This window comes from Bacteroides sp. 14(A) (assembly GCF_000526555.1).
GTDB classification, from domain to species: Bacteria; Bacteroidota; Bacteroidia; order Bacteroidales; family Bacteroidaceae; genus Bacteroides; species Bacteroides cellulosilyticus.
Genome location: NZ_JAGH01000004.1, coordinates 118,318 through 138,018, shown reverse-complemented (window position 1 = coordinate 138,018; position 19,701 = coordinate 118,318). Strand labels below are relative to the sequence as shown.

14 protein-coding genes are annotated in these 19,701 nt (G+C 47.2%); 9 read left to right on the top strand and 5 right to left on the bottom strand.

Features of this window, described 5'->3' with window-relative positions; translation table 11 throughout:
- Positions 1 to 16: 16 nt before the first annotated feature.
- Positions 17 to 514, bottom strand: coding sequence for an HU family DNA-binding protein (locus tag K429_RS0119485; RefSeq protein WP_029327762.1), 498 nt, complete (start codon positions 512 to 514; stop codon positions 17 to 19).
- 1,047 nt (positions 515 to 1,561) lie between these two features.
- On the opposite strand from K429_RS0119485, the gene K429_RS0119475 reads away from it, so the two are divergent.
- The 7 genes from K429_RS0119475 to K429_RS0119445 all read left to right on the top strand — a co-directional run bounded on the left by K429_RS0119475 (position 1,562) and on the right by K429_RS0119445 (position 12,966).
- Entirely contained in the window at positions 1,562 to 3,922 is a 2,361-nt protein-coding gene (locus tag K429_RS0119475; RefSeq protein ID WP_029327760.1) for a DUF3987 domain-containing protein, read from the top strand.
- Positions 3,923 to 4,101: 179 nt separating this feature from the next.
- Positions 4,102 to 4,374: a DUF4248 domain-containing protein gene (locus K429_RS0119470; protein WP_007212935.1), complete on the top strand. Its 273-nt coding sequence runs from the start codon at positions 4,102 to 4,104 to the stop codon at positions 4,372 to 4,374.
- 503 nt (positions 4,375 to 4,877) lie between these two features.
- A complete protein-coding gene (locus tag K429_RS0119465; protein WP_007215613.1) occupies positions 4,878 to 6,095 on the top strand; it encodes a DUF4105 domain-containing protein in 1,218 nt (405 codons plus the stop codon).
- The gene (locus K429_RS0119460) at positions 6,096 to 7,664 is read left to right on the top strand and encodes an alkaline phosphatase family protein (RefSeq protein WP_007212930.1); all 1,569 of its coding nucleotides are present in this window, start codon (positions 6,096 to 6,098) and stop codon (positions 7,662 to 7,664) included.
- A 224-nt stretch (positions 7,665 to 7,888) separates the two neighbouring features.
- Complete coding sequence (gene secA, locus K429_RS0119455) at positions 7,889 to 11,185, top strand: preprotein translocase subunit SecA (RefSeq protein ID WP_029327758.1); 3,297 nt, start codon at positions 7,889 to 7,891, stop codon at positions 11,183 to 11,185.
- A 158-nt stretch (positions 11,186 to 11,343) separates the two neighbouring features.
- Positions 11,344 to 12,453, top strand: a complete 1,110-nt coding sequence (locus tag K429_RS0119450; RefSeq protein WP_007215611.1) for a DUF6340 family protein — start codon at positions 11,344 to 11,346, stop codon at positions 12,451 to 12,453.
- Between the two features lie 66 nt (positions 12,454 to 12,519).
- Positions 12,520 to 12,966 (top strand): hypothetical protein, encoded by a 447-nt coding sequence (locus tag K429_RS0119445; RefSeq protein WP_007212926.1) that lies wholly within the window; start codon positions 12,520 to 12,522, stop codon positions 12,964 to 12,966.
- A 402-nt stretch (positions 12,967 to 13,368) separates the two neighbouring features.
- On the opposite strand, the gene K429_RS0119440 is transcribed toward K429_RS0119445, so the two are convergent.
- Positions 13,369 to 15,999 (bottom strand): valine--tRNA ligase, encoded by a 2,631-nt coding sequence (locus K429_RS0119440; RefSeq protein ID WP_022209192.1) that lies wholly within the window; start codon positions 15,997 to 15,999, stop codon positions 13,369 to 13,371.
- A gap of 65 nt (positions 16,000 to 16,064) precedes the next feature.
- Complete coding sequence (locus K429_RS0119435; protein ID WP_007212924.1) at positions 16,065 to 16,706, bottom strand: hypothetical protein; 642 nt, start codon at positions 16,704 to 16,706, stop codon at positions 16,065 to 16,067.
- 120 nt (positions 16,707 to 16,826) lie between these two features.
- Here K429_RS0119435 and K429_RS0119430 point away from each other — a divergent pair, with 120 nt between their 5' ends.
- Positions 16,827 to 17,876 carry a DUF3810 domain-containing protein gene (locus tag K429_RS0119430; RefSeq protein WP_029327757.1) on the top strand — a complete coding sequence of 350 codons (1,050 nt, stop codon included), beginning with the start codon at positions 16,827 to 16,829 and terminating at the stop codon, positions 17,874 to 17,876.
- Positions 17,877 to 17,888: 12 nt separating this feature from the next.
- A complete protein-coding gene (mazG, locus tag K429_RS0119425; protein WP_007212922.1) occupies positions 17,889 to 18,698 on the top strand; it encodes a nucleoside triphosphate pyrophosphohydrolase in 810 nt (269 codons plus the stop codon).
- A 108-nt stretch (positions 18,699 to 18,806) separates the two neighbouring features.
- On the opposite strand, the gene K429_RS0119420 is transcribed toward mazG, so the two are convergent.
- Positions 18,807 to 19,280, bottom strand: coding sequence for a hypothetical protein (locus tag K429_RS0119420; RefSeq protein WP_007212921.1), 474 nt, complete (start codon positions 19,278 to 19,280; stop codon positions 18,807 to 18,809).
- Between the two features lie 32 nt (positions 19,281 to 19,312).
- Complete coding sequence (locus K429_RS0119415; protein ID WP_007212920.1) at positions 19,313 to 19,687, bottom strand: hypothetical protein; 375 nt, start codon at positions 19,685 to 19,687, stop codon at positions 19,313 to 19,315.
- Positions 19,688 to 19,701 lie beyond the last annotated feature (14 nt).

Here is a 19,701-nt window from a genome sequence, read left to right as displayed (position 1 = left end):
ACTACGGTTTCAGAGCCTATCCCAGCGGATTCTCGTCCAATCCTCCGTCACCGCCTTCGTTGCCGCCACCTTCGCCACTGCCCGAACCACTGCCGGCAGCCTTCAACTGCGACTCCAGATCCACGAAGTCCATACGGTCTTCGGCACGCGTGGCAGCCACCTGCGGACGAATACTGCTGGAAGCACGGAAGTTGATACGGACGGATCTGATCTTGGTAGATTGACAGTCGTCCTTCTTCTCCGAACCTTCGGTAGTAGCCGAAAGGCTGAATACACCGAAGTTGTCGATGTTTACCGAACGGCCATTGAAAAGCTCACGACGCATAGCACCAACGAAGTTGGTTATCACACTCTGTATATCACCCAGAGTGAGCGAACTGGATTCTTTCATCTGAACAGCAATACTTTCCAGTGTCGCCGATTTTCCCCAAACGATTAATTGAGGGTAGTATTTACCCGTACCATCTTTATGGAAAGGGTCTTTACGTAATACTTTCTTAAATGTTACTGACATAATTTTTTTGAGTTTAAAAAAGAAGAAAATAGTTTCGAACGGAAACTGATACAAGGCGACGTCTTACCCGAAACCTTCCGTAGGATCCCCACTTTGAGGACACAACAAAGGTACTTCAGAGACCAAAAACGAAAGGACGAAACGGGATGTACCGGGACGTACCGGGTCGAACTTATCCGTACTTTACCTTATTTATTTTTACTTTTACCCCGGATTATTCCCCAACCTGCATAAATCTATTTACCTTTGCAGAATCAAATATTTTAAATACACATAACCATGAGTTTAAAAAGAACAGCCAGCTAACTACTGACACACAGGAAGACATCCTTTACAAACACTGCGAGACAACCGGTAAAGCCGAACTGCAAGCCATCAGACAAATAAAAGAATACCCGGAAAAATTGAACAGGGAACACGAACTAAGCGACCAGGCATGCAGGGAACTGAAGCAACTCAGCAAAGAAATAGACAAGTTCGTCGCTGATTGCAAAAAAGAAAAAAGCAGGAAAAGAATTGGGTAACGCTTAAAAACAAGTTGGTACATAAATGATAATTTACCAGCGTAGCGCTGGAGCAAGGTTCTCCTTCGGCGTGCAAGTAATCTTTCAGACACGGATGACACGGATGACGCGGATTCTTTTTTCCTTCGGTGTGATATGCCGGTATGTATAGCGCAGCTTTAAAAATCCGCGTCATCCGTGTCATCCGCGTCTAAAAGATTAAAGTCCGCGTTCGTCCGCCTTATCCGCGTAGTCCGCGTACCCATTCCCTCGCCGATAAATTATCATTTATAAACTTACTCGCCTCACTTTCTTATGTACCAACCTATTTTTTAAGCGTTACTTAAAAGCAGTTGTATCTTGTAGCTGTTAAATTTATCCAAAAAAGCATTTTGTACACTTCAACCGTTCCTCCGTACTGATAATCAAAACATTAAAAAAGGCAAGTGTACAAAAGCGCAAAGTATCTAAAAAAATGTTTTCCATACCTTCGAGGCGTGTAAAGGCAATAGTGCCAATGCACGACTGTAAAACATAAACAGATATGGAAAATACAGTAAATCGGGAACCCCTGGTTTCCGAATTCCCAAGCGTGCGGAGCAAAGCACCACACACCATCAGCATCCACGATTTTATTGACACGGTACGCAGCGACCGCTTCAGGCAAGTAGTGCAGGACTACCGTCGCCTGAAAGCCCTGCCCGGACATGAAGCCGAAGCACAAAAACTGAAAGACGGTATGCCGTGCATCATCCCCGCAGGCGTATGCAGCAACGGACACGCCGTAAAAGACCTGCAACAACACAGCGAACTGCTCTGCATCGACCTCGACCACAGCAACGGACGCACCCGGGAAATCTTCCTCCTCTCCCAATCGCTCCCCTTTGTTGCCGCCTCCTTTATCAGCATCTCCGAAGAAGGAAACAAAATGCTGATACACGTCCGTCCCGAAGACGTGCAGAAAAATTACGAACAGCTTTATGCAGCCGTAGGCAGAGCGGTCAGCGCACACGTAGGTCACCCGTACGATGATAAATGCAAGATACTGACGCAGCCCTGTTTCTACTCCTGGCATCCCGAAGCCTACTACAATCCCGGTGCAATCGCCTTCGAAATGCCTGCGGAAAGCGTAACGAAAGTAACAGAGGCAGAAACGAAAGCAACAATCGCCCCGGGTAACGCCCCATCGGAAAATGGCTTCATAGCCAACTTCCTCGATGAATTCGAACACCGCAACCCCTTCATCCGGGGTAGTCGGAACGACCTTGCCCTGAAGTTGGGACGTGCGGCAGCAAGTAAAGGATTTTCGCAGGAGGAAACAAAAAAGCTCACCGAACTTTTCGCGCAGCATTACGCCGCTACCGATTTTACGATGCAAGATATACAAAAACGTGTAGTATCTGGTTATCAGTTCATTATTCAGAAGAAAAAGGAAGAAAAAGAGACGAATCGGTGCCATTTCGGTGACAGTGACACCTATGCACCTTTTTCGGTTGCAAACGAGGAGGAATCACCCGAAGAAGTGTTAGAAAAAAACAACGAATTACGGGCCGCTTCCCCATACATCCCCGAGGAAGTTTACACCCGCCTGCCCGAATTTCTGAAACGCTGCTGCACGCATGCCACCGACAAGCGCGAACGCGACCTCATGCTGCTGGGCAGCATGAACAGTTGTAGCGCCCTCTTTCCCCACGTCAGTTTCTTCTATAAGAAGTCACTGCTTTCGCCCCATTTCTATCTTGCCGTCGTAGCACCCGCAGGAGCCGGAAAAGGTGCGCTGGGGTTCACATCCATACTGCTGGACGCCACGCAGGAGTTCTACGACCGGCTGCGCCGCGAACAGAAAAAGGAATACGATCAGAAACTACTGGCCTGGGAGCAGGAACAGCAGCAGGCCCGGCACGCCAAACGCCTGCCCAACCTCGACCTGAAACCGGAAGAGCCCCAGGCGCAATACCTCAAAATCTCAGCCACCACCAGTAAGAGCCGGCTCATACAGAGCCTTGCCGCTGCCGGCGAAATAGGTTGCTGCATGACTACTACCGAAATCAACACCCTGGTCTCCTCGCTGGGACAAGATTGCGGCAAATACGAAGACATCCTCTGTAAGGCGGCCCATCACGAAGAAGTCTCCTCTTCTTACAAGATAGACGGCGACCCCATCGTTGTTCGCCACCCCCACCTGGCACTGAGCATCGCCGGTACGCAGGAACAGTTCCGCAACTTCTTCCGTTCGCTCGAAGTGGGACTCTACAGCCGCTTCGGCATCTACACCCGCCAGCAAAGCCAGTTGTGGGAATCGTGCGCACCCCAGGAAGGGGAAGTGGACCTGCACAGCTACTTCTACGGGTTGGGAAGCGAACTGTTTGAAATGCACAAGCTGCTGCTCCAGTCGCCCACCCTCGTCACCTTCAGTCCCCAACAGTGGCAACAACATACCGCCCACTTCAGCCTCCTGCTGAGACGCACCCTGCTGGAAGGACGCGAATCTTCAAGCGGTATCGTTTACCGCAACGGACTGCTTGCCATGCGCCTGGCAGCCATTCTCACCATTTTCCGGAAATACACCGACTACGCTTACGCGAAGGAATACTGCTGCACGGACGATGATTTCCGGACAGCCATGGACATCGCCCACACGCTGCTCGAACACAGTCTTCTGCTCAGCACCTCGCTGCCCGACACCAGTCTGCCGCCCGTGAGCATGCACAAGTTCCACCAGCTTGAGGACACCCTTGCATCCATGCCAAGAGTTTTTACCTACATGGATTTCGTCCGGGCCGTACAGGAAAATGGAGCCTGCGCACGAACCGGAAAACGCTGGATACAAAAAGCCGTCAAAGCCCAACTTATTATAAAAGAAGGAGATAACTATAAGAAGTGCAACACAAAGAGCACAAAATAGGTGTATAGGTGTCACTGTCACCATTTTGTCACTGACACAGGCAAAAAAAGCGGCCGGAAATGGCTGCATTATGTAAATATTCTACCTTAGTCTGCAATTGTTCCGGACTTCCCGATAAGCCTCCACGAATAATTCAGACTAAAAACTTCAAAACAACAAATTCTTAAAATTCATAGAACATGGAAACAACAGAAAAAACGAAAAGGATTCCCGAAGATAAAAAAGAGACTCCCGAAGATAAATTTGAAATCAAGGCATACCTGAAGACTGAGTTCGCACAGCTCTATTTCCCCTGCCTCTCGGCCGAAGCCGCACTGAAAAAACTGCGGAAGTGGATCGCCGTCAATCCCGAACTGCACCGCCAGCTCTACGGCGGCCGTGAAGGAAAAAATGACCAGACCTTCAGCAAGCGCCAAGTGCAATTATTGATAGATTTTCTCGAAGCGCCCTGATCAGAAGCAATGTTCCGGAAGATAAGAAGCAATGCTGTCTATCATAAGATTGCTTCTTTATCGCCGGAACATTGCTTGTTTTATTTCTTGTCTATTTTCAAATTGATAATTAATGCGAATCAGGAATTGAATTGATTCATATCTGTAGTTTTATGAACTAAATGATAAATAATCTTTTAGACGCGGATGACACGGATAACGCGGATCTTTTTTTATCCACTTTTATAGCGCAGCCTTTTAAATCCGCGTTATCCGTGTCATCCGCGTCTAAAAAATAATATACCAAATGGCGCTAATCACTTATCACCAAACACTAATCACTTTTGTTCTTTTCTTTTCCGTTATAAATCAAACTCACCCCCTGATTCGCATAATTAACTATCTTTTCATTGCGCCCTAACTTAAAAAAATGTACTTTTGTGAAAACTAAAAAGCAGAAGAATATGGAAACTACAATACAAATTCTCACCTATTCAGAATTTTCCAGTTTATAACTTTGCAGCATGAAAAGAAACTTACTCATTCTCATATATTTCCTCCTCCGCCTCCTCTGCCCGTCCACGGCCTCCGCCCAGCCGCAAACGCCGCAAGAAGCTACCCCCGACTCCATCCGCATCAGCCTGCTGACCTGCGCCTCGGGCGGGGAAATCTATTCCCTGTTTGGCCATACCGCCATCCGTTACGAAAACTTCACCCGGGGCATTGACGCCGTCTTCAACTACGGCATGTTCAATTTCAACGCCCCCAACTTCATCTTCCGCTTCGCCCTGGGAGAGACGGACTATCAACTAGGCGTAACCAATTACGAGCACTTCGCCTCCGAGTACAACTACCTGGGACGGGACGTCTGGCAACAGACCCTGAACCTCACCCAAGCAGAAAAAGAACACCTCTTCAACCTGCTTCAGGAAAACTACCGGCCCGAAAACCGCATATATCGCTATAACTTCTTCTACGACAACTGCGCCACCCGTCCGCGCGACCAGATAGAGGCCGCCATCGACGGCACCTTGCAGTATGCTGACAATATGACCGATACCGACACGGGAGTCACTTTCCGCGATTTGCTGCATAAATATAGTGAAGGTCATCCATGGTCACGCTTCGGCATGGACCTGTGCATGGGCAGCAAAGCCGACCAACCCATCAACCGACGACTGATGATGTTCGTCCCCTTCTATGTGCAGGACTTCTTCAACACAGCCCGGATTGTAGACAACGAAGGCCAGGCACGTCCCCTCGTATCCTCCGAAGAGAAAATAGTGGTAACCGGACTGACTGATGCCGACCACCGCTCCGGAGGAATCACCCCGATGCAATCGGCCCTGCTGCTGTTTGTGCTGGTGGCAGCCGCTACCATCTACGGCATCCGCCGCGGGAAAACCCTCTGGGGACTCGACCTAATCCTGTTCTTCTGTGCCGGAATAGCCGGGTGCATCCTCGCCTTCCTCGCCCTGTTCTCCCAACACCCCGCAGTAAGCCCCAATTACCTGCTGTTCGTATTCCATCCCCTGCACTTATTTTGCCTCCCGTGGATGATAAATAAGGTGAGAAAACGGCAGAAAAGCTGGTACATGAGGACGAATTGCGCTGTTTTAACACTTTTTATACTGCTTTGGGCGATAATACCGCAAAGAATTGACTTAGCTGTATTACCTTTGGCACTTTGTTTGCTGGTACGTTCAGCAAGCAATCTTATTTTGACATTGAAAAAGAGATAAATGAAAAAGGGACTGATTACTTCCATACTCGCACTTACTTTCACCGGTCTGCAAGCACAACCGTTGCCTGCCACACCTAAATTAGTGGTTACGCTGACGATTGACCAACTGCGCACCGACTATATGGAAGCATTCTCAACCCTCTACGGAGAGAAAGGTTTCAAAAGACTGATGCGCGAAGGGAAAGTGTTCTACCAGACCGAATTCCCTTTCAACGGAACAGACCGCGCTTCTGCCATCGCTGCCATCTACAGCGGCACGACGCCTTCGATGAACGGCATCATATCCCAGTACTGGATGGATGCAAGCACCCTGCGCCCCGTGAATTGCGTGGACGACGGCGCATTTATGGGCAACTTCACCGACGAAAACTCTTCTCCCTCCCAATTACTGACCTCTACCATTGCCGACGAACTGAAAGTAGCCACCCGCAACAAAGGCCTGGTGTATGCCATCGCCCCCTCGCGCGACGCGGCCGTACTGGCTGCCGGACATACCGGAAACGGTGCTTTCTGGCTGAATGAGAACACAGGCAAATGGTGCAGCACTACATATTACAGCGAGTTCCCGTGGTGGGTAAGCCAGTACAACGAACGGAAATCACCCGACTTCCGCATCCGCGACATGGTATGGGAACCAGCACACCCCATCAACAAATATACATTCCTGCCCGAATGGCGGGACCAGCCCTTCAAATATAAGTTCGACAGCGAACGACGCAATAAATTCCGCCGACTGCTCACCAGCCCGTTCATCAACGACGAAGTGAACCTGCTGACAGAAGAACTTCTGGAAAAGAGCACCATCGCCAAAGATGAGATACCCGACCTGCTGGCACTGACCTATTACGCCGGAAACTACAACCATAAAAGTACGCAGGAATGTGCCATGGAAATGCAGGACACGTATGTACGCCTCGACCGCAGCATTGCCGCACTGCTCGACCTCATCGACCGCAAAGTAGGTCTGCACAACGTCGTCTTCTGCATCACCTCTACGGGCTATGCCGATCCGGAAGCTCCCGATCTCGGCCTGTACCGCATCCCCGGCGGAGAATTCTACCTGAACCGCTGCGCTACCCTGCTGAACATGTATCTCATGGCCACGTATGGCGAAGGACAGTACGTAGAGACTTATCACAACCAGCAAATTTATCTCAACCATAAATTAATAGAGAACAAGCAGCTGAATCTGGCGGAAATTCAAGACAAGTCCGCCGACTTCCTGATACAATTCAGCGGAGTGAACGAGGCGTATTCAGCCCACCGCCTGCTGCTGGGCCCCTGGTCGCCCCAGATAGAACTTGCCCGGAACAGCTTTCATCGCAAACGTTCGGGCGACTTACTGATAGACGTATTGCCCGGCTGGACTATCGTGGAAGAAAATGCCACCGATAACCGCGTGGTACGTCATGCCAATGTTCCTGCTCCGCTCATCTTCCTGGGCGGTGGAGTGAAGCCCGAAACGATCCGGGTTCCCGTCAATATTACCCGCGTAGCCCCCACCCTGTCAAGTGTGATGCGCATCCGCGCTCCGAATGCTTGCACAGAGACTCCACTGAATTTCTGAGGTTTACTCACCACAGAGCACACAGAGTTTCACAGAGTTTTTATACCTCTAATGGCCAATAGACTTCCTTCATTAATTGAAGAAAGAAAACTCAGTGAAACTCTGTGCCCTCTGTGGTGAAAGTCTACATCAAATAAACAGCGCAAAAATGTGTAATCTGTATAAAAATCAGTAACTTTGCGCACTCAATCAACTTAGTAAATAATAATAAAAATAGATATAAAATGGGATTTAATGAATTTTTAAGCTCGATTTTCGGCAACAAATCCACACGCGACATGAAAGAAATTCAGCCGTGGGTGGACAAGATCAAAGCCGCTTACCCGGAAGTTGCCCAACTCGATAACGACGCCTTACGCGCCAAGACAGAAGAACTGAAAGAATATATCCGCAATTCTGCCGCCGACCAACGCGCCAAGGTGGAAGAACTCAAAGCTGGTATCGAAGAAATCGAACTGGAAAACCGTGAAGAAGTTTTCGCACAGATAGATAAGATAGAAAAGGATATACTGGAAACTTACGAAAAAGCTCTTGAAGAAGTACTGCCGGTAGCTTTCTCTATTGTGAAAGAAACTGCCAAACGCTTATCCGAAAATGAGGAAATCGTAGTGACGGCTACCGAATTCGACCGTCACCTGGCTGCCACGAAAGACTTCGTACGCATTGAAGGCGACAAAGCCATCTGGCAAAACCACTGGCAAGCCGGCGGTACGGAAATTGTCTGGAACATGGTACACTACGATGTACAGTTGTTCGGTGGCGTCGTATTGCATAAAGGTAAGATTGCCGAAATGGCAACGGGTGAAGGTAAGACATTGGTGGCTACCCTCCCCGTATTCCTCAACGCACTGACCGGAAACGGTGTACATGTGGTGACCGTAAACGACTATCTGGCCAAACGTGACTCCGAATGGATGGGCCCGCTCTATATGTTCCACGGTTTAAGTGTGGACTGCATCGACAGACATCAGCCCAACTCCGACGCACGCCGTCAGGCTTATCTGGCAGACATCACCTTCGGTACGAACAACGAATTCGGTTTCGACTACTTGCGTGATAATATGGCCATCAGCCCCAAAGACCTCGTACAACGCCAGCACAACTATGCCATCGTCGATGAGGTGGACTCCGTATTGATTGACGATGCCCGTACTCCGTTGATTATTTCCGGTCCCGTCCCCAAAGGTGAGGACCAGTTGTTCGAGCAATTGCGTCCGCTCGTAGAACGTCTGGTGGAAGCACAGAAGAAACTGGCTACCCAATATCTTGCCGATGCCAAGCGCCTGATTGCTTCCAGCGACAAGAAAGATCAGGAAGAAGGTTTCCTTGCTTTGTTCCGCAGCCACAAGGCACTGCCCAAGAACAAGGCATTGATTAAATATCTGAGTGAACAAGGTATCAAGGCAGGTATGCTGAAGACCGAAGAGATCTACATGGAGCAGAACAACAAGCGTATGCACGAAGCTACCGACCCGTTGTACTTCGTCATCGAAGAAAAGCTGAACAGTGTAGACCTGACAGATAAAGGTGTGGACCTGATCACCGGTAACTCGGAAGATCCTACCCTCTTCGTATTGCCCGACATCGCCGCACAGCTTTCCGAACTGGAAAACGAAACCAGTCTGACGGACGAGCAACGCCTGGCCAAGAAAGATGAACTGATGACCAACTATGCCATCAAGTCCGAACGTGTACACACCATCAACCAGTTGCTGAAGGCTTACACCATGTTCGAGAAAGATGACGAATACGTTGTGATCGACGGTCAAGTGAAGATTGTGGACGAGCAGACAGGCCGTATCATGGAAGGCCGCCGCTATTCCGACGGTCTGCACCAGGCCATCGAAGCCAAGGAAAACGTAAAAGTGGAAGCCGCCACACAGACATTCGCCACCATTACGTTGCAGAATTACTTCCGTATGTACCACAAACTCTCGGGTATGACCGGTACTGCCGAAACGGAAGCAGGCGAACTTTGGGACATCTACAAACTGGATGTAGTGGTGATCCCCACCAACCGCCCCATCGCCCGTAAAGACATGAACGACCGCGTTTACAAGACGAAACGCGAGAAATATAAAGCAGTCATCGAAGAAATCGAACAGTTGGTACAAGCCGGACGCCCTGTCCTGGTGGGTACCACATCCGTAGAAATCTCCGAAATGCTGAGCAAGATGTTGACCATGCGCAAGATCGAGCACAGCGTATTGAATGCCAAGTTGCACCAGAAGGAAGCAGACATCGTAGCCAAAGCCGGTTTGAAAGGAACAGTGACCATCGCTACCAACATGGCCGGTCGTGGTACGGACATCAAGCTGAGCCCGGAAGTAAAAGCTGCGGGCGGTTTGGCCATCATCGGTACCGAACGCCATGAATCCCGTCGTGTAGACCGCCAGTTGCGCGGACGTGCCGGACGTCAGGGTGACCCGGGTTCTTCCGTATTCTTCGTGTCACTGGAAGACGACCTGATGCGTCTGTTCTCTTCCGACCGCATCGCCGGTGTAATGGACCGTCTCGGCTTCAAGGAAGGTGAAATGATTGAGCACAAGATGATCTCCAACTCCATTGAGCGTGCACAGAAGAAGGTGGAAGAAAACAACTTCGGTATCCGTAAGCGTTTGCTGGAATACGATGACGTGATGAATAAGCAACGTACGGTGGTCTATACCAAGCGTCGCCACGCCCTGATGGGTGAACGTATCGGAATGGATATCGTAAATATGATCTGGGACCGTGTTGCCGCAGCCGTTGAAGCTCCCGATTACGAAAACTGCAAAATGGACTTCTTGCAGACTCTTGCCATGGAAGTGCCTTTCAACGAAGAACAGTTCCGTAACGAAAAGAAGGAAAAGCTTGCTGAAGCAGCCTTCAATGTGGCAATGGAACAGTTCAAGCGCAAGACGGACCGCATGGCACAGGTTGCTTATCCGGTAATCAAGCAGGTATACGAAACCCAAGGACACATGTACGAGAATATCCTGATCCCCATCACGGACGGTAAACGCATGTACAACATCTCTTGCAGCCTGAAAGCCGCTTACGACAGCGAATGTAAGGAAGTGGTAAAAGCGTTTGAAAAGTCTATCCTGCTGCACGTTATCGACGAAGCATGGAAAGAGAACCTCCGTGAACTGGATGAACTGAAGCACTCTGTACAGAACGCAAGCTACGAACAGAAAGACCCGTTATTGATTTATAAGCTGGAGTCTGTAAACCTGTTCGATACAATGGTGGATAAGATCAATAACCAGACTGTTTCTATCCTGATGCGCGGACAAATCCCGGTACAGGAACCGCAGGAAATTCAGCAGGCCGCTCCCGAACAGAAGCAGGATATGAGCAAATACCGCGAACAGAAACAAGATCTGAGCGATCCGAACCAACAGGCTGCTGCCCAACAGGACACGCGCGAACAAGTGAAGCGTGAACCGATTCGTGCGGAAAAGACGGTAGGACGTAATGATCCTTGTCCTTGCGGAAGTGGCAAGAAGTACAAGAATTGCCACGGGAAAAATATGTAATAAGTGGTTAGTGATAAGTGATTAGTGATTAGTATGCTAACCACTTATCGCTAATCACTAATCACTAATAAAAGCCTTCAACGGTTAAAAACTGTTGGAGGCTTTTCTATATCCATACAAAAGTGTATTTTTGTTATTCCTAGATAAAGAATAAGCTTATGACTAAATATTCGTACTCACTATTGGTGTGCTGTGTTCTGCTGTTCAGCGGTTGCCAAAGCATAGAGCAACTCTCCATCGACTATATGTTGCCGGCAGAAGTCAGCTTTCCGTCCGCCCTCAGGCGCGTAGCTGTGGTAAATAATATGCCTCCTATCCCGGATAACAAGCTGATTCTGGAGGAAAACGATGAGAAGAAAAAAGATGAGACAGAGATAGCACGCAAGACAAAGTATTTCAATGGGGATGGCAAAATCGCCACGGAATCACTGGCGGAGGCACTTGCCAACGAGAATTATTTCGATGAAGTGATTATTTGCGACTCTGCCTTGCGTGCCCATGATATGATTCCGCGCGAAAGCACCCTTAGCAAAGAGGAAGTGGAAAAGCTCACCCAAAGTCTGGATGCGGACTTCCTGATAGCCTTGGAGAACGTACAGATGCGCTCCATCCGTAAAATCGAATATTTACCGGAATGGGGAGTATATGCAGGTACGCTTGACCTGAAAGTATATCCTACCGTAAAGGTGTATCTGCCCCAACGCAACGGTCCGATGGTGACAGTCAATGCCAGCGACAGCATCTTCTGGGATCATGCAGCTCCCAGTATGGCACAGGCAGGCGCAGGACTCATCAGTGAAAAAGAGATGCTGAGAGAGGCTTCCGAATTTGCCGGCACTATCCCCGTGAGCCATATGCTGCCACATTGGAAAACTGCTTCCCGCTATCTCTTTACAGGCGGTTCCGTAAACATGCGTGATGCCGCGGTCTTTGTCCGCGAAGATAACTGGGACAAGGCCATTGAACTCTGGAAGCAAACCTATGAGAAAAAGAAAAAAGGAAAGCAGAAAATGTATGCCGCCTATAACATTGCCTTAGGATACGAAATGCAGGACAGCATTCATACAGCAGAAGAATGGGCCTTGAAAGCGCAGAAAGTAGCATACGATGTAGACAAAATAGACGAGAAGAAAACTCAGGAAGGCGTAGACCTCATGGATATCCCCAATTACTTCGCAATAACCCGCTACCTGAACGAATTGCAGGAGCGAAAGGAGGGAATGACCCGACTGAACGCCCAAATGGAAAGATTTAAAAATGATTTTTAGAGAAATGATGCAGAGGTAATTATTTTTTTTATACCTTTGAACGTCCATTAAGAAAGAATATCTATTATGAAACTGAGCCAAGCATCATTATCACTCCTTGAAAAGGCCATTAAACAGGCAGTCGCCAAATACACTTGCGGCTGTGAGCAAACCATTGTGACCGACATCCATCTGCAAGCCAACCAGAATTCCGGCGAATTGTCCATCTTTGATGACGAAGACGAATATCTGGCTTGTGTCTCTATCGAGGAATGGATGACTTATGACGGAGATGATTTCTACGAAAATGTAGAACGTATTCTTTCTACCTTACTCCACAACATGAAGAACGGAGGTGACTTTGAAAAACTGACGATTCTGAAACCTTACTCTTTCGTATTAGTGGATGATGAAAAGGAGACAATTGCAGAGTTACTGCTGATGGATGATGATACGTTGCTTGTGAACGAAGAATTGCTGAAAGGTCTGGATGAAGAGTTGGATTCTTTTCTGAAAGAACTGCTGGAAAAGTAATAGCATTTGATTTATAAAAAATAAATTAGCCCTTGCAGTAATCGGATATTGCAAGGGCTATTTTTTAGGGATAAGTAATTAGGGATAAGTACTCATGCAAAATTAACTTGTTCTATAAATGATAATTTACCAGCGTAGCGCTGGAGCAAGGTTCTCCTTCGGCGTGCAAGTAATCTTTCAGACACGGATGACACGGATGACGCGGATTCTTTTTTCCTTCGGTGTGATATGCCGGTATGTATAGCGCAGCTTTAAAAATCCGCGTCATCCGTGTCATCCGCGTCTAAAAGATTAAAGTCCGCGTTCGTCCGCCTTATCCGCGTAGTCCGCGTACCCATTCCCTCGCCGCTAAATTATCATTTACCATCATATAAACTAATTATGCTCACCTACTTAAATAAATCATTTCTTCAGCGCAGCAATACTCTCTTTCAGAGAGTTGATAATACTTTCCGCATCCGCCTGTTTCTTACGTTCCAGTTCAAGGACAGCGGCAGGAGCATTATTCACAAACTTCTCATTGCTCAGCTTCTTCATAACGCCTTGCAGGAAACCTTCTTTGTGTTTCAATTCTGCTTCCATACGGGCTATTTCAGCTTCTACATCAATCATATTCCCCAGAGGTACGGCATATTCCGTAGTTCCTACCATGAATGAAGCAGCACCTTCGGTTTTAGTATCTACCACATCAATTGCCGAGAGATTACACATCTTCATGATAACCAAGTTGAATGCATCAACCGGATTCTCACCAACCACCTGCAATTCCAGTGTTTCCTTCTGAGCTATGTTTTTCTGCAAACGAATGGAACGAACGTTACTGATAACTTCCTTCACCACTTCGAATTGCTGAATCATCTCGCTGTCTACATGAGTATCCATACTCAAAGGACATACCATGATGCTCTCACCCTCCTCACGCTCATACATCTGTTGCCAGAGCTCTTCGGTAATGAATGGCATGAACGGGTGAAGCAGACGAAGCAAATTATCAAAATAGCAAATCGCGGCATTACGAACCGTACTGTGAATGCCTTGTCCGTAAGCCGGCTTAATGATTTCAAGGAACCAAGAAGAGAATTCATCCCAGAACAATTTATAGACAGCCATAAGAGCTTCACTCAGGCGATATTTACTGAATAAATCCGCTACCTCGGCTGTAACTTCATTCTGTTTGGATTCAAACCAGGATATCGCCAGCTTAGCCGCTTCGGGAATAGGCTGGTTATCATCAATTGTCCAGCCACTTACCAAGCGGTAAGCATTCCATATCTTGTTACAGAAGTTACGTCCCTGTTCGCAAAGAGCGTCATCGAACAAGATGTCATTTCCGGCAGGAGCTGCAAGCATCATACCCATACGCACACCATCGGCACCAAACTTCTCAATCAGTTCCAACGGGTCGGGAGAATTACCAAGGGACTTGGACATCTTGCGTCCCAACTTATCGCGAACGATACCCGTAAAGTACACATTCTTGAACGGCATCTTTCCTTCATATTCATAACCTGCCATAATCATGCGGGCTACCCAGAAGAAAATGATATCCGGACCGGTTACCAGGTCACTTGTCGGATAGTAATAATCGATTTCCTCATTACCCGGATTGTTGATACCATCAAACAAAGAGATGGGCCACAACCAGGAAGAGAACCAAGTATCCAGACAATCTTCATCCTGACGAAGATCTTCCATAGTCAGGGCCGGATTGCCGGTCTTCTCTTTTGCCAGTTTCAGAGCTTCTTCTTCAGTAGCTGCTACCACATATCCACCTTCCGGAAGGAAGTATGCCGGAATGCGATGTCCCCACCACAACTGACGGCTGATACACCAGTCCTTGATGTTCTCCATCCAGTAGCGATAGGTATTCTTATACTTGGCAGGGTAGAATTTCAGTTCGTCATTCATTACAGGAGGCAATGCCATATCTGCAAAATGCTGCATCTTGAGGAACCACTGCATAGAAAGCTTCGGCTCTATAACCACGTTGGTACGCTCGGAATACCCTACCTTATTGGTATAGGCTTCCACCTTATCCAACAGGCCGGCAGCATCCAGGTCTTTCTCAATCTGTTTACGAACATCAAAGCGATCCATACCGATATAAAGACCGGCAGCCTCGCTCAATGTACCATTATCGTTGAAGATATCGATGCTTGGCAAGTTATACTTTTCACCCAGCATATAGTCGTTCACATCATGCGCAGGAGTTACTTTCAGGCAACCTGTACCGAACTCAATATCTACATAATCATCTTCGATTACCGGAATCACACGATTTACCAAAGGAACGATTACTTTCTTACCTTTCAGCCATTCATTCTTCGGGTCGTTCGGATTGATACACATAGCGGTATCACCCATGATCGTTTCAGGACGGGTAGTAGCTACCACAGCATAGCGTCCTTCCGCATCACCTTCCACTTTATAGCGCAGATAATACAGTTTGCCATGCTCTTCCTTGTAGATAACTTCTTCATCAGAAAGGGCAGTCAAAGCCTTCGGGTCCCAGTTTACCATACGTACACCACGGTAAATCAGTCCCTTATTGTAAAGGTCTACAAATACTTTCAATACACTTTCGCTACGCTTTTCATCCATAGTGAAAGCGGTGCGGTCCCAATCACAGGAAGCACCGAGTTTACGCAACTGCTTCAGGATGATGCCACCATGTTCATCTGTCCACTCCCAGGCATGCTTCAGGAATTCGTCACGGGTAAGATCCGTCTTCTTGATACCTTGTGCAGCCAGCTTATTTACTACCTTCGCTTCCGTAGCGATAGAAGCGTGGTCAGTACCCGGTACCCAGCAGGCATTTTTACCTTCCATACGGGCACGGCGTACCAGAATATCTTGAATGGTATTATTAAGCATGTGTCCCATGTGGAGCACGCCGGTGACGTTAGGGGGCGGAATGACGATGGTGTAAGGCTCACGACCATCGGGTTTTGAACTGAATAATTTGTGGTCCAACCAATACTGGTACCACTTTCCCTCTACGTCAGCAGGGTTGTACTTACTTGCTAATTCCATATCTTTTAAATCTGTATATAATTTATTTTATCGCGAATAACGGGCGCAAAATTACTAAATTAAATTCAAATCTTGCCACCCTCCGGCGCTTTCTGTGCAGAGAACGACAATTTATAACCTTCATAAAGAGCAATTCCATAAAATACGATTGTCATGGAAGCCATATTTTCTATTACCACAGACATCACTTCACCATAACTGGCATCGAAAAGGACGTCCATAAAAGAGACTTCATATTCTTTGGCCACCAGACCTACGATAGAGAAGAAATCTCCCATCACACAGCTTATCAACGCCAAAGCAGCACCAATAATGCCGAATATAGGGCGTATTCCTTTCCCCTGGCGCATCGCAAATCCTACCAGGAAACCGACACCAATGGCCATATATCCCATCTGGTATCCGGTAGAAATAGAGATCAAAGCCCAAGCCACAGCACCTGCAATGCATGCCAGCACTCCGAACAATACAGCTTTCGGTAAATTCTCCTCAGCCAACAGTTTCTCCCTGTCTACATATCCCGAATAATCTTCAGGCTTAGGAGTGGGAGCCATTTTCTCCAGCTCTTCATCTTTCTGATAGCTTTCACATTCACCTACAAATGCAGGAATAGCCCCGGTACGCTTGCAAACCAGTCCTCTGCCATTCACGAAATCGCGTGAAACGCAATTACGGCAATAGCGTTCAATGTCATTTTGATCAGTCATAATTACAGTGTCTAATGTCGTTACTTAAGTTGCTTATTAATAGTTTTTTTGCAAATATAAAGCTAATTTCCTACGTGACATTTAATAAATGTATATTTTTGCCTTTCAAATAAATTTGCGATGAAATATAAGCTGAAGATTCGTTATATCGTGCTATGCACACTCTTGTTAGTAGTCTGGGCCACACAGCTCATTCCGGCTATGGGAAGAATATATGCACACAGCGTATATCCTGTCATAGCTTATATTCTTTCGTCTTTCTCCCGCCTCATTCCCTTTGCCATAGGCGACTTATTCATAGCCCTCAGCATTGCGGGCGTACTCCTCTACCCTGCCTATGCCCGCCGCTTTCAGAAGAAAAAGTGGAAACGCATCTTGCTGAATGATATTGAATATCTGTTATGGATATACGTCTGGTTCTATCTGGCTTGGGGACTTAATTATTCACAGCCCAATTTCTACCAGCGAACAGAGATTCCTTACACTGCATATACTCCCGAAAACTTCCGGAACTTTGTTGATGATTACGTTGACAAATTGAATGGATCGTATGTAGATGTAACTACCATCAATAAGGACCTTATCCGCCGGGAAACTGTTCGCGGATACAATCAGATCAGTGATACGCTGGGTGTACATCATCCTTTCCATAAGTCACCACGGGTGAAGACAATGCTTTTCACTCCGCTGATTTCCATGGTGGGCGTCACCGGTAGCATGGGACCTTTCTTCTGCGAATTTACCTTGAATGGAGATCTGCTCCCTTCACAGTATCCTGCCACGTATGCGCATGAACTGGCACATTTATTGGGCATCTCCAGCGAGGCGGAAGCTAACTTCTACGCTTATCAGGTCTGTACCCGTTCGCAAGCGCGAGGTATCCGTTTCTGCGGATACTTTTCAGTGCTGGGACATGTACTTGTCAATGCCCGCCGACTGATGGATGAAGAAGAATACAAAGAGCTCTTCAACCGGATACGCCCTGAAATCATTGAACTGGCTAAAAGTAATCAGGAATACTGGACGGAAAAATACAGTCCACTCATCGGAGATATACAAGACTGGATATACGACCTGTACCTGAAAGGAAACAAGATACAAAGTGGCCGCAAGAACTACTCCGAAGTAGTCGGATTGCTTATATCCTATTATACACATTGCAATAAATAACCCTATAAAGATATGTTACATACAAGAAAAGAACAGATGGAAGCCTTCGGACGCTTCCTGGACATACTCGACGAACTCCGCGAGAAATGTCCCTGGGACCGCAAGCAGACTAACGAAAGTCTGCGTCCCAACACCATTGAAGAAACTTATGAACTTTGTGACGCCCTGATACGTGACGATAAAAATGATATCTGCAAAGAGCTGGGAGACGTCTTGCTACACGTAGCTTTCTACGCAAAGATAGGTTCCGAGAAAGGCGATTTTGACATGAAAGATGTATGCGATCACCTTTGCGAGAAATTAATCTTCCGCCATCCCCATGTGTTCGGTGACGTAAAAGCCGATACTGCCGGACAAGTTTCCGAAAACTGGGAACAACTGAAGTTAAGAGAGAAAGGTGGAAACAAGAGTGTGTTGAGTGGTGTTCCTGCCGCCCTTCCTTCACTCATCAAAGCTTACCGTATTCAGGACAAAGCCCGCAACGTCGGCTTCGACTGGGAAGAACGGGAACAAGTGTGGGATAAGGTAAAAGAGGAAATCCAGGAGTTTCAGGCAGAAGTGGCCAACATGGATAAGGACAAGGCAGAAGCCGAATTCGGGGATGTACTATTCAGCCTCATCAATGCCGCACGCCTCTACAAGATCAATCCGGATAATGCATTAGAACGCACCAACCAGAAGTTTATCAACCGTTTTAATTATCTGGAAGCACATACCATCAAGGAAGGCAAAAACCTGCATGATATGACTCTGGAGGAGATGGACGCCATCTGGAACGAAGCTAAAAAGCTGGAGAGAGAAGTTGACAAGGAAAGAAGTTGACAAGGGGGAAAAGGGTAAATTAACAAAAGAACAAGGGGACAAGGGGCTTGCATTATCATACCGCATGGCCCTTGTCCCCTTGTCAACTTCTTCCCTTTTATGCCTATTTTATTTTTTCTTTCCTTGCGGTTTTTGAGGTTCTCCACCTTTATGATGCATCCCCTTCAGCAACTCACGGTTAAAACGCATTTCAGCACGCTGTACTAAATATATCTTTTTGTTCGAAAGTATCTTCTTAAACTTCTCATAGTAAGTTTTCTCCAGACGGTTGGTAGCAATACGGGCATCATATACGCCTTCTAAAATCTCATTATATTGCGCTTCGGTCGTCTTTTCATCCCTTCCTTTTCGAAGTAAGTTCCATGCTTCGTCATTCAGTTGCTTTTTGCGGTCCTGTAATTCAAAATAAACAGGAAAGAATTTAGCGGCTTCTTCCTTAGTCAATCCGGCTTTCTCAGTGATATACGCTTTCTGCTTGGCGCGGAATTCGTCAGGAGACAAATGTTGATTACATCCGTCCATAGCCCATGACAAGGGGATGAAACTGCACATCACAATAAACAAAACAATCAGCTTTTTCATTTTCTTCTCATACAGTTAAGTTGTTACTCACATCACTCTGCACCGGCGTCTGTGAGATAGACATACAGCGAATAATCATCCAGCATAGAATTATCCAGCACAGCACTGATATATTCATCAGAAACAACTTCGGTTTCAGGTTCGTCCATCGCCATCCGGTTGTTAACAGGTGTACGGTCAGTAGAAGCAACGCGGATAATCAATGCTGCGCCGGCAAACATGGCAGTCATATATACCCATGGCTTTATTCTCTCCCACTTCGTAGGTTCTCTCTTAATAATTGCAGGTGTTTCCTTTTCGGGAAGCCGGCTCATCACCTCTGAAGTAAGATTCTCAAAGTATCCGTCAGGAACTCGGAAAACATTTTCCTTCCCTACCTTCTTCAATATGTTATCTTCTTCTTTCATAAGCTTTTTTCCTC